The sequence below is a fragment of the Cupriavidus sp. L7L genome (assembly GCF_004353535.1).
Classification (GTDB): Bacteria; Pseudomonadota; Gammaproteobacteria; order Burkholderiales; family Burkholderiaceae; genus Cupriavidus; species Cupriavidus oxalaticus_A.
Genome location: NZ_SMNY01000015.1, coordinates 62,022 through 75,377, shown reverse-complemented (window position 1 = coordinate 75,377; position 13,356 = coordinate 62,022). Strand labels below are relative to the sequence as shown.

General features: G+C 60.9%; 10 protein-coding genes and 1 pseudogene. 8 read left to right on the top strand and 3 right to left on the bottom strand.

What is annotated here, in order from left to right:
• The 6 genes and pseudogenes from E1J61_RS16245 to E1J61_RS16220 all read left to right on the top strand — a co-directional run.
• Positions 1-445, top strand: a pseudogene (locus E1J61_RS16245) (3,4-dihydroxyphenylacetate 2,3-dioxygenase); the annotation flags it as partial.
• Between the two features lies 1 nt (position 446).
• On the top strand, positions 447-890 hold the full coding sequence (locus tag E1J61_RS16240) for a 5-carboxymethyl-2-hydroxymuconate Delta-isomerase (RefSeq protein ID WP_133095074.1): 444 nt from the start codon (positions 447-449) through the stop codon (positions 888-890).
• Entirely contained in the window at positions 883-1,698 is an 816-nt protein-coding gene (gene hpaH / locus E1J61_RS16235) for a 2-oxo-hept-4-ene-1,7-dioate hydratase (protein WP_133095073.1), read from the top strand. Before E1J61_RS16240 ends, hpaH begins: the two co-directional genes overlap by 8 nt.
• 4 nt (positions 1,699-1,702) lie before the next feature.
• A complete protein-coding gene (gene hpaI / locus E1J61_RS16230) occupies positions 1,703-2,515 on the top strand; it encodes a 4-hydroxy-2-oxoheptanedioate aldolase (RefSeq protein ID WP_133095072.1) in 813 nt (270 codons plus the stop codon).
• A 25-nt stretch (positions 2,516-2,540) separates the two neighbouring features.
• Positions 2,541-3,992, top strand: coding sequence for an NAD-dependent succinate-semialdehyde dehydrogenase (locus E1J61_RS16225; RefSeq protein WP_133095079.1), 1,452 nt, complete (start codon positions 2,541-2,543; stop codon positions 3,990-3,992).
• A gap of 396 nt (positions 3,993-4,388) precedes the next feature.
• Complete coding sequence (locus E1J61_RS16220) at positions 4,389-5,387, top strand: tripartite tricarboxylate transporter substrate binding protein (protein WP_243736890.1); 999 nt, start codon at positions 4,389-4,391, stop codon at positions 5,385-5,387.
• Positions 5,388-5,865: 478 nt separating this feature from the next.
• Here the strand turns inward: E1J61_RS16220 and E1J61_RS16215 are convergent, their stop codons facing one another.
• The 3 genes from E1J61_RS16215 to E1J61_RS16205 all read right to left on the bottom strand — a co-directional run bounded on the left by E1J61_RS16215 (position 5,866) and on the right by E1J61_RS16205 (position 10,257).
• Entirely contained in the window at positions 5,866-6,948 is a 1,083-nt protein-coding gene (locus E1J61_RS16215) for a porin (RefSeq protein ID WP_133095071.1), read from the bottom strand.
• A gap of 55 nt (positions 6,949-7,003) precedes the next feature.
• On the bottom strand, positions 7,004-7,981 hold the full coding sequence (locus E1J61_RS16210) for a tripartite tricarboxylate transporter substrate-binding protein (protein WP_133095070.1): 978 nt from the start codon (positions 7,979-7,981) through the stop codon (positions 7,004-7,006).
• A gap of 965 nt (positions 7,982-8,946) precedes the next feature.
• Positions 8,947-10,257, bottom strand: coding sequence for a DUF3422 family protein (locus E1J61_RS16205; RefSeq protein ID WP_133095069.1), 1,311 nt, complete (start codon positions 10,255-10,257; stop codon positions 8,947-8,949).
• Positions 10,258-11,167: 910 nt separating this feature from the next.
• On the opposite strand from E1J61_RS16205, the gene E1J61_RS16200 reads away from it, so the two are divergent.
• Together E1J61_RS16200 and E1J61_RS16195 are read left to right on the top strand one after the other, a co-directional pair.
• Positions 11,168-12,136 (top strand): tripartite tricarboxylate transporter substrate binding protein, encoded by a 969-nt coding sequence (locus E1J61_RS16200; RefSeq protein WP_133095068.1) that lies wholly within the window; start codon positions 11,168-11,170, stop codon positions 12,134-12,136.
• 66 nt (positions 12,137-12,202) lie between these two features.
• Positions 12,203-13,345 (top strand): alpha-hydroxy acid oxidase, encoded by a 1,143-nt coding sequence (locus tag E1J61_RS16195; RefSeq protein ID WP_165971488.1) that lies wholly within the window; start codon positions 12,203-12,205, stop codon positions 13,343-13,345.
• The last annotated feature ends 11 nt before the right edge of the window (positions 13,346-13,356 follow it).

Genomic DNA, 13,356 nt, shown 5'->3' with positions numbered 1-13,356 from the left:
CAAGGTGGTGAGTGTATCGGGGTGGTGCGTGTGGCACGACCTGCCCACCAGCGTCAAGTTCGGGCAGGCGGTACGCAAGGCGATCGAGGAGCACTACGACGGCACGGTGGCGATCCTGGCGAGCGGCTCGCTGAGCCATCACTTTGCCGAGAACGGTACGGCACCGCAGTTCATGCACAAGGTCTGGGATCCGTTCCTGGAGCAGGTGGACCGTCGCGTGGTGGAGCTATGGGAGCGTGGCGACTGGCAGACGTTCTGCCCGATGCTGGCGATGTACAACGAAAAGTGCTGGGGCGAGGGTGGCATGCATGACACCGCCATGCTGCTCGGTGCGCTGGGCTGGACCGACTACGACCAGCCGGTAGAGGTCGTGACGCCGTACTTCGGCAGCTCAGGCACCGGACAGATCAACGCCATCTTCCCTGTGGCACCGCTGAAGGGCTGACATGCCACACCTGGTCATTCTCTACTCGGGCAACCTGGATCGGGATGTCGACATGACCGCGGTCTGCCGCGGTCTGGCCGACGCCATGCTGACGGTCAAGGACGAGGAAGGCAAGCCGGTCTTCCCGACCGGCGGCACGCGCGTGCTGGCCTATCCGGCGCCGCATTTTGCAATTGCCGATGGCGGTGCCGCGGCGACGGTCGCAGGCGAATCCGGTGACTACGGTTTTGCCTACCTGAACCTGCGCATGGGGCGCGGTCGTAGCGAGGCTGTGCAGCAGCGCGCCGGCGAGACCGTCGCGGCGGCGGCCAAAGCGCTGCTCGGCCCGTTGCTCGAGCAGCGCCGGGTTGGGCTTACGTTCCAGATCGACGTGGGCCCCGAAGTTTACGACGCCAAGTTCGGCAACCTGCATCCTCTGTTTCAGAAAGGAAGAACTGATGCTTAGCGATTCGCTCATTCAGCAACTGGCTGCTGAGTTGCAGGAATCGGAGAAATCGCGCGTCCAGGTGGAGCACTTCTCCAAACGGTTCCCGGATATGACTATCGAGGACGGCTACCGCATCAGCCGCGCGTGGGTGGCGTTGCAGAAGGCAGAAGGCCGGGCGGTCATCGGCCACAAGATCGGCCTGACTTCGCGCGCAATGCAGCAGGCCAGCCAGATCACCGAGCCCGACTACGGCACGCTGCTGGACAGCATGCTCTTTACCTGCACAGAAGGCGAGGAACTGCAGATCCCGACCTCGCGCTTCATCGCCCCGCGGGTCGAGGTGGAGCTGGCATTCGTGCTAAAGGCGCCGCTGCGCGGGCCACAGGTGACTCTGGAGCAGGTGCTGGAAGCGACCGACTACGTGACGCCGGCGATCGAAATCATCGACTCACGTATCGAACAGTTTGACCGACACACGAAGGCCATGCGCAAGGTGTTCGACACAATCAGCGACAACGCGGCCAATGCGGGCATCGTGGTGGGGGGCAAGCGGGTGGCGTCGGCCGAAGTCGACCTGCCGTGGTGCGGTGCCATTCTGCGCCAGAACGGCGTGGTGGAAGAAACCGGCCTCGCGGCAGGTGTACAGGGGCATCCGGCGATCGGGGTGGCATGGCTGGCGAACAAGCTGGCGCCTTGGGACGAGACGCTGCAGGCCGGTCAGATCGTGCTGGCAGGATCGTTCACGCGACCGGTGGCTGCCAAGGCGGGGGATGCCTTCGAGGCCGACTACGGCCCGCTTGGCGTGCTGAAGTTCCGCTTCGTCTAAGGAGATGCCCATGGAAATGCCACGTAACGCATTCAAGGCGGCCCTGAAGGAAAGGCGTGTGCAAATCGGTCTGTGGGTTGGACTGGCGGATCCGTATGCGGCAGAGGCGGTGGCCGGCACGGGCTTCGACTGGCTGCTGATCGATGGCGAGCACGCACCTAACGACGTACGTCAGGTCCTGTCGCAGTTGCAGGCTGTCGCACCATATCCAGTGCATCCGGTGGTGCGCCCGGTCATCGGTGACGTGCCGCTGATCAAACAGATTCTTGACGTGGGGGCGCAGACGCTACTCGTGCCGGTGGTGGAAACGGCTGAACAGGCCGCGCAGATGGTAGCTGCCACGCGCTATCCGCCGCACGGCATCCGCGGTGTCGGCAGCGCGCTGGCCCGTTCGTCGCGCTGGAACCAGATTGACGGCTATCTGCACAAGGCCGACGCCGAGATGTGCGTGCTGGTCCAGGTGGAGACCCGCCGGGGCTTGGAGAATCTGGAGGCCATTGCCGCAGTGGACGGCGTCGATGGCGTCTTCTTCGGTCCGGCCGATCTGTCGGCGTCGATGGGCTATCTCGGGAAGCCCGGCCACCCCGACGTCCAGCGCAGCATCCTGGAAGGGATTGCAGCAGTGCGCCGCGCCGGCAAGGCCCCCGGCGTTCTGACTGCAGATCAGGCGCTTGCCAGACGCTATATCGAAGCCGGTGCGCTATTCGTGGCCGTCGGCGTTGACACGACGCTGCTGGTGCGTGCGGCCAGTAACCTGGCGGCGCAATTCAATGGAGCCCAGCGCGCGAGCGAGCCGTCGGGTGGTGCTGTGTATTGATGGCGACTATTTGAGTGAGCTGCAGATGAATGGATTGAAAGACGCCGGCCTGTTGAAGTCGGCATGCCTGATCGACGGAGCTTGGCTGCACGCCGGAAATTCCGACTGTGCCGAGGTCCGCAATCCCGCCACGGGCGCGCTGATCGCAAGCGTGCCGATGATGGGCGCGCCGGAGACAAATCAGGCGATCGACTCGGCGGCGCGCGCGCTGACTAGCTGGCGCGCCATGAGCGCCGATGCCCGCGCCGATATCCTGCGCAACTGGTTCAGTCTGATGATGCAGCACCAGGAAGACCTGGCGTTGCTGATGACCAGCGAACAGGGCAAGCCCCTGGCCGAAGCGCGCGGCGAGATCACTTATGCGGCATCGTATATCCAGTGGTTTGCCGAAGAGGGCCGGCGGGTCTATGGTGCCACAGTGCCTTCGCCTTGGCCGGACAAGCGTATCGTGGTCACCAAGGAGCCGGTTGGCGTGTGCGCCGCTATCACCCCGTGGAACTTTCCCGCGGCGATGATTACGCGCAAGGTTGCGCCGGCGCTGGCAGCGGGCTGCACCATCATCGTCAAGCCCGCCCTTGAGACCCCGCTGACAGCTTTCGCGATGGCAGAGCTTGCCTTGCGCGCCGGTGTGCCTGCAGGGGTGTTCAACGTCCTGACTGGCGACGCCCGGGCGATCGGCGGTGTGTTGACCGCGAGTCCGGTCGTGCGCAAGTTGACATTCACCGGGTCTACGGAAGTCGGCCGGATCCTTGCTGCACAGTGTGCGCCCACGCTGAAGAAGATGTCGTTGGAGCTCGGTGGCAACGCTCCCTTTATCGTATTCGAGGATGCGGACCTGGATGCCGCCGTCGAAGGCGCGATGGTCTCGAAGTATCGAAACACTGGCCAGACCTGTGTCTGTGCCAACCGTATTCTGGTGCATGCCAGTGTTCATGACGCCTTCGTGGAGAAGCTCAAAGCCGCGGTCGAGGCACTGCGCGTTGGCGATGGCTTGGAACCCGGCACGACACAAGGCCCGCTGATCGATGAGGGGGCACTCGGAAAGGTGCAGTCCTTGGTCGAAGAGGCGACCAGCCGTGGAGCGAAGGTGGCGACAGGCGGCCGCGTGCATGCCCGTGGTGGCACGTTCTATGAACCGACCATCCTTACGGATGTGCTGCCGGATATGCGCATTGCCCGGGAAGAAGTTTTCGGTCCGGTGGCGCCGGTATTCCGCTTCCATACAGAAGACGAGGCCATCCGGATGGCGAATGACACCGAATTCGGCCTGGCCGCGTACTTCTACACTGAAAGCGCCAGGCGAACCTGGCGGGTCTCGGCGGCACTCGAGTATGGCATGGTCGGCATCAACAGCGGCCTGATCAGCACGGCGGCTGCCCCCTTTGGTGGCGTCAAGCAGTCGGGCATGGGGCGAGAGGGTTCGTATCTTGGCATCGAGGAGTACGTCGATACCAAATACCTGTGCATGGCAACCTGAGCTGCACGGTACGCGGCGCGCCCTTTCCCGGGGGCTGCCGCGATTAGCTGCTTTGCCCCAGGCATCACACACACTCTCGCGGTCACCCGGGGGCTAGCTGTGACCATAACGAGATGACCGCTCCGAGCGGCACGACAGGAACTGTCGGCGCTTGCCGTCGACCCCCTGATTGCCGCGGTGACCATTCTTGTCATCGCGTCACGCCGCTCGACCTGAGCCGGCCCGGAATCAGCGCCCCGGCCAAAGTTAATCGATTACGCGCGGCCTGCAACCGTGGAAGGACTATTGGCCTGCCTCAGCGAAGCCGCGCAGTCAGGCGCAAGGCGTCCTAGCGGCCCGAGTGCCGCTAAGCGCAGCAACCGTTTCATCACAACCCGCCAGGACTTCAACGAGTCCATGGCATTCAACGAGGAGACATCGATGAACAAGCGTTGCATTGCCCTGCTGGTGATGGTCCTGGGCATTCCGATTTCCGGTCATACGTCGGACGGCGGACGGTGGATTCCTACCAAGCCCATTCGTGTCGTCGTACCGGTGGCTGGAACCACCAACGACGTGATCGCGCGTGAGGTCGCGGCAAAGATTTCACCGGCGCTGGGACAGCCGGTCGTCGTAGAGAACAAGCCGGGAGCGGGGGGCAACATCGGCGCCGATGCCGTGGCCAAGGCCCCGGCGGATGGCTACACCTTGCTGGTCGGCTATAACGGCCCGATCGCAATCAACCGGTCCCTGTTCAAGAACATGCCTTTCGATCCGGAAAAGGATCTCGCACCCATCACACTGGCTGTGACAACACCGCAGTACCTCGTGGTCAATGCGTCGTTGCCCGTCGCCACAGTGGCGGACCTGGTCGCGCTGGCGAAGAAGTCTCCGGGAGCCATCTCGTACGGGTCTATCGGGCCCGGCAGTGCGTCGCATCTCACCATGGAGATGTTCAAATCGGCGGCGCATGTCGATATGGTGCATGTCCCTTATCGCGGGTCCGGTGCGGTCATTACCGACCTGATCGCTGGCAACGTCAAGGCCGCGTTCCTCGTGCCTGGCAACGTCCAGCAATTCGTGAAGGAGGGGCGTCTGAAGGTGATTGCCACGACTGGCACCCGACGCTTTGTCAGCGCGCCGGCGGTGCCGACGTTAATCGAATCGGGCTATCCCAATTTTGTCGCGACTTCCTGGATCGGATTCCTCGCGCCGGCACGGACTCCACAGAATGTCATCGCGCGCTACAACGCCGAGATCAAGCAAGCATTGAGTTTGCCGGACGTCCAGGAAAAGCTGCGGGCGATGGAGTTCGACGTGGTGGGCAGTTCTCCGGAGCAGTTCCGCGACTGGATCAAGGCCGATGCTGCCCGCTGGCAGAAGGTGATCCGCGACGAAAATGTCAAAGTAGAGTAAGCGCCATTGGCAGGACATGGCGGCCTATCCGGTCGCCATTAGGCGGTGCTGCCGCCCGCAGCCAAGCGCCGTCTCGGAAATGCGTCGCTTCAGGTGGACGGACTGGCGTATTTGGCGGGGCAGCGCCAGCTGACGGTGCTGTGATCGCGGTGGCACGGATGAATGACATGGAGAACATTGATGCCGCCGGCTCTGCATCGCGCGAATGGCAGGTATGAGTCAGCGCTGGCAGATCCGTTGACGGAGCATTTTGATGGTCTACGGAAGCTACTATGCCAAGGGAGAACTATTGATTGCACCGGGACTTCCCTGGCGCCGATCCGCAGTCCGGCTACCGAAGGGATAGAGGCCGTGGTTAGGACCCGCACTCCCTAATTTGGAGTATGCGGTCAAAAGCACCAACCACAGCAAGGATGATTACAGTGAATCGAACACTTTCGTTTCGATGAAGTTTCGGGACCAGAGTCGAAACGCTTGATCAGAAGATGTGACGTATGCCGGCGGCGATACCGAGCTGGTTGCTCTTGCCAGGCAACTCGGTCGTTGCGCCACCGGAAACTTTGTTGAAGTCGACCGTACCGTAGATTTGGGTTCGCTTTGACAGCGAGTATTCCGCCACTGCCACTGCGGTGTAACGCTTCCCGCTGTTATCAGCGACGCCGTTCTTGTTCCCGATGCTATCGAAGTAGAACGCACCGGTCAGGGCTAGGGCCGGCGTGGCGCTGTAGGTGATGCCAGCGTAGCCGATTCGGTCTTCGCGAGGATTTGCAACTGCGGCGGCGGTCGAAACCGTGATGCCGCGCGACGATGCATTCATGAAGTTGTTGTCGATGACACCCGTGCGATCCTTTCCACCGATGTAGCCGGCGAAGACCTTTGCGCTGCCAATGGTGTACTTGGTTCCAAGGCCCCACATCTGTTGACGATTGCCACTTGCGTCGCGGAATTGCTGATACAGCAGACCGATCCCGGCGGGCCCAAAGGCATACGTCGCCCGGCCACCCCAGTACTGATTCGCAGTCAGGCTGCCGGGTGTCTCCCCAAATCCATAGCTCGCGCCCATGCCCAGGGCGCCGAACTTTGCGTCGTAGCTTGCAACATTGTTGCTGCGAATGCGTGTGAGGAAGAATGGCCAGGAGTTCAAGTTGTAATTGCCGATCGTCAGCGGGTCGTACTCCTGGAAGAAGTTGAAGCCCTCGGTGTTCTGTCGGCCGAATCGGACCGTGCCGATGGAGGTCGCGAGTCCCACAAACGCCTTTCGGCCAAACAGGCTGCCGTTCTGGTTGGCGGTGTCGGGATCGAAGCCATTCTCCAGTTGGAAGAGTGCTTTCATGCCGCTACCAAGATCTTCCGTGCCGCGCAGGCCCCAACGGCTGTTCGTAATGGCGCCGTTTGTCAGCTCGAGCTTGCCATCGTTTGCGGCGTTGGCATTGGTGGTGTATCGAATGCTCTGATCCACAATGCCGTACAGGGTCACGTTTGACTGCGCCATGGCGGCGGGGGGAATCAGGGCGAGCTGCGAGGCGAGGAATGCAGCGGCGCTCTTGGTATTCTGCTTCATGGTGGATCGTTGTTCTGGGTTTTGGGTGGAAAGAGAAGTAAGAATCAATTGGCCGCTATTCCGGCTTGAATCCGGAGGCTTTGAGCACGGGCGCCCATTGCGCCAAGTCGACCGCCTGAGTCTTGCGGAATTCCGAGGTCGGCTGGTATGCCGTTTGGATCATTTGGGCGTTAAGGCGCTGGACTAGTGTCGGATCAGTCATGGCTTTTCCTACGGCGCGATCGATCTGCTCGACAAGTTTGGCGGGTACCTTCGAGGAGACGAACAGTCCCGTCCACCCCCCAAGGTTGACACCCTTGATGCCTTGCTCGCCTACCGACGGGATATCGGGTGCAAGCGCATAACGTGCGCTGGTCAACGTGGCGAGGATTCGAATCTTCCCGCCTCGGTGGTGTGGGATCTGGTCGACGATGGTGTCGATGCCTGCTGGCAGGTGACCGCCAGCCAAGTCGTTTACTAAGGGGGCACCTCCTTTGTAGGGGGCATGAACCCAACTGATGCCCAAGGCCTTCCCGAGAACCAGACCGGAGAAGTGACCGAAGCCTCCAGCCCCCGAGCTGCCGTAGCTTGCCTCGGCTGAATGGCCCTTCATCCATGCTCTCAGGTCGGCCATGTCCTTGACCGGTGAGCTTGCCGGCACGGCGATGGTGAGTGGATAGGAAATCAGTCGAGACACCGGCGTAAAGTCGTCGCTCAGCTTGTACGGCAGTGTGTCCGCATAGATAAGCGATTGGAGCGTCGTGAGAGCATTCGGGGCGACCAGAACTACGCTGCCGTCAGTCGGTGCGGTCTTGATGTACGCGGCCGCAACGCGGCCGCCGGCGCCTGGACGGTTTTCGACGATGACAGTCGTTTGAAGAAGCTTCTGCATTGGCTCGGCGAGTGAACGCGCGAGATAGTCGACACTTCCTCCCGGCGGATAGCCCACGACAAGGCGAATGACCGGGGGAAGCTTGTCTTCAGCCGGTACCGACATGCTCAACAGACAAAGGGCCGAGGCTAACGAAATAGCGGAGAGGCGTTTGACATCCATACACGGTGACTCCGTAGTCAAGTTAAAAATCAGACTGCGACGTCAGTGTGTGTGCTGTCCCGTCCCGCCACCAGTGCAACGCGGTAATCGTGATTGCGTTACTCAATCAAATGCCGATCGGCGCGCGCTTTGCAGAACATAAACTCATTCCCCTATGCACTTACTATTGGCGCTTTTACGTTCCGATGTGTCGCACCGCACCGTTTTAGTGATTCGATAGAGTTGTTGCGGTTGACTGCAACGGAGTGAAATACCTTGCTCAAATACAGGCGTCCGCAGCTTCTTCCGACCGTAATGGCGACGATTCTCCATTGTTTGCGTCACGAAGGTTCCTGGCTTCGTTGCGGTGCCGCGAGGCATCATTGCACCGTTTCGACGTATCACGCGGCTCCGGTGACAGCAGCTAGAAAATATCCGCACATGCGATTGGAGAGGTGTGTGGCTGGATGCCAACTAAGGGTCAGCTCTAATTTTGGCAATGTGCTGCGTGCTGAGCGGTGCACAAATAATTAGCCACGGCTAGGTGCCCTCAGAGCAAGACATTGGGTTCGCGCCGAGAGCTCCCCGAGCCGCGCGGGCTAGAGGAGTATTTCGAGAGTAAGTCGGTGTACGATTTTGCCGACGGGGCCGAGGGCTCTGCCATAACTCGCCCGCGGAATGGCCCCTGTCTGCTCTGGGCAGAAGGACCTGGCTTTAGTGGTACGTGCGTCTGGGCGCCTGCGTCTCTACAAATGGGCGAGACGAATCCGGACGCCGTATCATGCGTCAGCCGCTATTAACAATCGACATTTTGACATGCCGGACGGGGACAAACCTCGTGTGAACCATCCGTGCACCATCGCAGGAGGGCAGCGGAGTGCAATCTCTCGGAGGATGTTGCGCGACCGATACCGACGCTGGCGTGATTGAGGCATTGCGATCGCGCAATAGGCCACGGCGATCGTTCTGGTTCCAGCGCCTAACTGCTAGGCTGCCTGCTTGACTGCCTGCTGCCGCGCTGCCCTCTTTTGCCCGCCATGCTTGCTGCGCCGGGTTGCACGCATCACCAGCAGCACCACCGGCAGGATCAACACGCCCTTGATAAGATCCGGGTCCAGCGGGAAATGCACCACATGCAGAGCCTTGAGTCCGGTGCCCGCAAGCGACAGCACATAGTAGGAAATCGCCGCAACCGACAGGCCCTCGACTGCATGCTGTAGCCGCAGCTGGTTGCGCGCAGTCTGGTCCATGCCCTCGAGCAGGCGCGTGGTGTCCTGCTCTTGCGCCAGGTTGACCCGGGTGCGAAGCAGGTCGAGCGCGCGCGCCACGCGGTCACCAAACTGCTCGTGTCGCGTCCAGACCGATCTGCACGTGTCCATAGCAGGGGCGAAGCGGCGCTCCATGAATTCGGCGATAGTCGGTATGCCTTCGATCCGTTCTTCACGCAATTCCTGGATACGCGCCAGCACCAGCTTCTCGTAGGCGCGCGACGCGCTGAAGCGGTTGCCGGATTCCGCGAGCGCCTCGATGCGGACCGCGAGGTGCGTCAGCCGCTCGAGCAGCTCAGCGTCCTGGCGCCCGCCATGGCTGGTGTCCATGCTGCGCATAAGTGGCGCGAGCGCGCCCTGCAGGTTATCCACGCTGCGGCCGAGTTCGCGCGCAACAGGCAGGGCCAGCAGCGCCATCATCCGATAGGTCTCGATTTCATACAGCCGCTGCAGTAGTCGTCCGCCTTGCACTTCGCGAAAGCCGTTGTCGATCACCAGGAAGCGCGTAAAACCATCTGGCGGAATGGTCCAGTCGCAGAACACCTCGCCCCCGCCCGACACGTGGCTGCCGGCCAGAATGGGGCCGTCGATCCAGTCCCGTACGTTGTCGCGTGCAGCGGCCCCGGCCGCGCCGGAGACCAGCTCCATGCGCAGCGCCACAAGACGCTTGCCGGCGAAGCTATCAAACCACCCCGTCGGTACATGAGAGATGGCGAGGTCGGAGAAATAGTCTGCGTCATCCCTCCGCGACACAAATGTGAAGGTGGAAAACTCGGTGTGCCGCTCCCACTTTAGCTGCTTGTCATCGCTCCATCGCCCTGAATAGTGCGTCACGCCGTCGGCCGGCACTTCCAGGCCGGTCAGCCGGCACAGGTCGACCAGCAACGTATGGTGGACAGTAGTGTCGCCGTCGGCATAGATGGCGAAGTGCGTGAGCGAGGCAGAGCCGCCAATACGCAGGAAGGGGCGGGCATGCAGTTCGCGCGCAAGAGTCTCGCGCAAGGGGTGGTCCATGGTCGGCTCTGGCATAGATGGTCAGTGTTTTTGGCCAGTATGCCCGACGGCAGGCACGCCGGGAAACGCGTAATGCTGATCTGTTGCTCAGTACCCTTGATGTCAATGAAGGCGCTTGACTTCGCTGTAGTGGCGTGTTCGGCTTGGCCTCTCATGATCGGCTTTGCAGTCTTTTCCGGGAGTAATAGGAACAGCGTCAGTCCTCGATCTAGGCACACCGGGCTAATATGATGGACGGACTGTATTCCTCCGGGCCTTCAACGACAAGCCGTGCCTAGGATCGTGACGGAGAGGCTCCATAACAGAAAGCTGATCGAAGAGCGCTTCGCCATGGTAGTTGAGCAAGACTATCTCACCTTCGGTCCAGTCACGGTGGTCGTTGCCTCACGGAAGTCGCGTCGTGCCAAGTGGTTCGTCGTTACGCTCTCGATTTCGCTCTTAGGACGGATCTGTAGGTATTGGATTCGCCTCTGTGGGGAATACGCCGGATCAGACTGTCCCTCAGTTGGTGCACGCGCACATACTCCCTTGGCGACATGTTATGTCCTAAACACAAAATTCCTGTCAGGCCCGCGCATCCCCTTTCTCGGCTGTGCATGACGCCGCGGGCGCTTCGATGGGAAGGGTACTGATCCCGCGCACCGGGGACTAGCAATCAGATTCCAGAAAGAGATCGCGATTCCAGAATAGGCGCTAGCCATTTCGCGCCGCGCGGCGAAAATCCTGAAAAGCAATTTGATGATGCCGAAGGGCGCGGAGGAGCAACGCTCCGGACATCGTCAGCATTGCAACCTTGATGGAAAAAGTTCCCACATGGGAGCAAGACGATGCGCGTACCACGTGACTGTCGCGCAGTCACTTGATGCAAACGCGCACAGAGCAAGGGTGGTAATGCGCTGACCTCGCAAGACGCTCGGAGACATTCATGAAAGTAGCATTCAAATCGATCGCCACGGCTGTTGCGATTTCTTCTCTTCCCGGTTGGGCGATGGCCCAAACCTATCCAGACAAGCCCATTACGTTGATTGCGCCGTTCGCCCCTGGCGCATCAGCAGACGGGGTAGCCCGCGTGCTCGGGCGACGGCTGTCAACCTCGCTCGGCAAGCCTGTAGTCGTCGAGAATCGACCAGGCGGCGGCGGTACCACCGGTTTGATCACGCTGTCGAAGTCTGCGCCGGACGGCTATACGCTGGCAATCGGTGCGACCGGAGCGCTGGCAGTCAACAAGCTATTGCCGGATGCCGCACCGCTAGACACTTCGAAGCTCCTGCCGATCGCAAAGGTGGTAAACATTCCCCTGGTCATGGTTGCTAGCCAGGCATCAGGCTTTCATACGCTCGATGACGCCACCATGGCATCCAAGAAGGAGGCCGGCGGGATCAGCTACGGCACCTCAGGTCAATACACCATGCATCATCTGGCCGGGCAAATGCTCGTCACAGCGGCAAAGGCGAAGCTTATCGCAGTGCCGTATCGAGGCAGTACCCCCGCGTTGACTGACGTTATCGCTGGTCAGATCCCATTGGCGATCGTCGACCTCACGTCCGCCGCGCCACAAATCAAAGCAGGGAAGGTGGCGCCACTGGCCATTATGAGCGCTGCACGGGCGAAGGCCGCCCCGAATATTCCGACGGTTGCTGAAAAGGGCTATCAGGGCTTTGACGCCAACGCGTGGCTGGGTCTCTTCGCTCCGGCGGGAACACCGGAAGCGATTGTGACGAAAGTCTCCGATGCCATCCAAACGGCGCTGAGAGATCCAGCGGTTGAGGCGGAACTGACGACGCTCGCAACGGAGCCCGCGTACTTGCCGCCCGCTGAATTCAAGCGATACATCGACGCCGAATCGAGGAAATGGGCAAGGGTCGTTTCGAGCATGAAACAGCCACCAAACTAAGGGGCGCGCATTGATCGCAACACATTTGGAAAGTTCGGCCCTGCGCCGACAGATGGAAGGGGTGTCGTGAGTTCCAAAAAGCTTGTCAGTGTGGCCGACTATCAGTACGCGGCATCAAAACGTCTGCCACGCATTGCATTTGACTATCTGGAGCCGGGAGCGGAGGACCAAGTGACATGCCAACGCAACCGGGATGTGTTTCGATCATTCGAATTCCAGCCGCGGGTGCTTAGGAATGTTGCGCAGGTGGACCTGTCGACGGGTGTTCTTGGCGCGCGTCTTGGTCTGCCGCTGGTTGTGGGGCCTACGGGCTTTGCGGGTCTGTTCTGGCCGGATGCGGATAAACACCTCGCCGCCAGCGCAGCCAACGCCACGATTCCGTTCGTGCTATCGACGGCATCCACAAGCTCCATCGAGGACGTTGCATCGGACTGCAATCACAGCGGTACTCGTTGGTTCCAGCTCTATCTGCTCAAGGATCGTGACGCGACGGCAGATATGGTTGCACGAGCGGATGCGGCCGGATACGAAGCGCTGGTACTGACCGTCGATACGCCGTGCGCTGGCAAACGTGAGGCCAGTATGCGTCATGGGTCGCGACTACCGTTGCGTCTGGACGCTGAAAAGGTGATCGATTTCATGAAGCATCCGGCCTGGACCCTTCAAATGTTGCGGTATGGACAGCCGCGCTTGGCAAACTTCCCGCATTCGCGGCGCGCTCCGTTTGTCATGGAGGCCCACCTGAAGCGGGATATCGGCTGGGACGATGTGCGCTGGCTACGAAGTGTCTGGAAGAAGCCGATCATTCTCAAAGGCATTCAGAGTGTCGACGATGCACGCCTTGCTGCTGACCAGGGCATGGACGGCATTGTAGTCTCGAATCACGGTGGGCGGCAGCTAGACGGTGCGCCAAGCCCCATTCAAGTACTTGAGCATGCCGTCCAGGACGTGGGGAACCATCTGGCGGTGATGGCTGACAGCGGCTTCCGTCGGGGCGCCGACGTCGTTAAGGCGCTGGCGTTGGGAGCCAAATGCATTTGGCTCGGGCGTGCGACCTTGTATGGCGTCGCGGTTTCCGGACGACCAGGAGTCGATCATGTTCTCTCCGTGATCGAGGACGAAATGCGACGCACGATGACGCTGCTCGGCTTGCGGAGCGTCGACGAAATCGATGGTTCCGTGATCCGCCGAGTTTCGGCGTCTAGCTGACAGAACTTCTT

Bases quoted from the DNA above. Each gene is read 5' to 3' on its own strand.
- E1J61_RS16205 (WP_133095069.1), bottom strand. From the start codon at position 10,257: ATGCCAGAGCCGACCATGGACCACCCCTTGCGCGAGACTCTTGCGCGC.
- E1J61_RS16240 (WP_133095074.1), top strand. From the start codon at position 447: ATGCCACACCTGGTCATTCTCTACTCGGGCAACCTGGATCGGGATGTC.
- E1J61_RS16210 (WP_133095070.1), bottom strand. From the start codon at position 7,981: ATGGATGTCAAACGCCTCTCCGCTATTTCGTTAGCCTCGGCCCTTTGT.
- hpaH (WP_133095073.1), top strand. From the start codon at position 883: ATGCTTAGCGATTCGCTCATTCAGCAACTGGCTGCTGAGTTGCAGGAA.
- hpaI (WP_133095072.1), top strand. From the start codon at position 1,703: ATGCCCATGGAAATGCCACGTAACGCATTCAAGGCGGCCCTGAAGGAA.
- E1J61_RS16220 (WP_243736890.1), top strand. From the start codon at position 4,389: ATGGCATTCAACGAGGAGACATCGATGAACAAGCGTTGCATTGCCCTG.
- E1J61_RS16200 (WP_133095068.1), top strand. From the start codon at position 11,168: ATGAAAGTAGCATTCAAATCGATCGCCACGGCTGTTGCGATTTCTTCT.
- E1J61_RS16225 (WP_133095079.1), top strand. From the start codon at position 2,541: ATGAATGGATTGAAAGACGCCGGCCTGTTGAAGTCGGCATGCCTGATC.
- E1J61_RS16215 (WP_133095071.1), bottom strand. From the start codon at position 6,948: ATGAAGCAGAATACCAAGAGCGCCGCTGCATTCCTCGCCTCGCAGCTC.